Genomic DNA, 809 nt, shown 5'->3' on the forward strand with positions numbered 1-809 from the left:
GACGCCTGGTTCTCGTTCGGCGCGGACGATGTGTGGACGCTGTTCCACTCGTTCGCCTTCGACTTCTCGGTGTGGGAAATGTGGGGCGCGCTGGCGCACGGCGGCCAGCTGGTGATCGTGCCGCTGTCGGTGGCGCGCGCGCCCGACGAGTTCTACCAGCTGCTGTGCCGGCGCGGCGTGACGGTGCTGAACCAGACGCCGACGGCGTTCCGCCAGCTGATCGCGGCACAGGGCTTGAACGAAGCCGCGCACAGCTTGCGCTACACGGTGTTCGGCGGCGAGGCGCTGGAGACGAGCCTGCTGGCGCCGTGGTATGCGCGGCCGGTCAACGCCGCCACGCAATTGATCAATATGTACGGCATCACCGAGACCACGGTGCACGTGACCTATCGTCCACTGGAGCCGGCCGACGCGGCGCGCCACGGCGCCAGCCCGATCGGGCGCCGTATTCCGGACCTGCGCACCTATATCCTGGACGCGAACCGGCAGCCGGTGCCGATCGGCGTGGTGGGCGAGCTGTATGTGGGCGGCGCCGGCGTGGCGCGCGGCTACCTGAACCGCCCGGAACTGACGGCCGAGCGCTTCCTGGCCGATCCGTTCGCCGGCGAGGCGGGCGCGCGCATGTACAAGACGGGCGACCTGGGTCGCTTCCTGGCCGACGGCAGCATCGACTACCTGGGCCGCAACGACTTCCAGGTGAAGATCCGCGGCTTCCGCATCGAACTGGGCGAGATCGAGGCCAAATTGTCGGCCTGCGCCGGGGTGCGCGAGGCGGTGGTGCTGGCGCGCGAAGACCAGCCGGGCGACAA

Annotated in this window: 1 protein-coding gene; it reads left to right on the top strand. The window is 69.6% G+C overall.

The window, feature by feature from the left end; translation table 11 throughout:
* Nucleotides 1-809 (top strand): AMP-binding protein (locus RUGAMON1_RS32620; protein WP_445234420.1); only part of this gene is annotated, 809 nt, incomplete at both ends.

The sequence above is a fragment of the Duganella rhizosphaerae genome, assembly GCF_040364205.1.
GTDB classification, from domain to species: domain Bacteria; phylum Pseudomonadota; class Gammaproteobacteria; order Burkholderiales; family Burkholderiaceae_D; genus Rugamonas; species Rugamonas rhizosphaerae.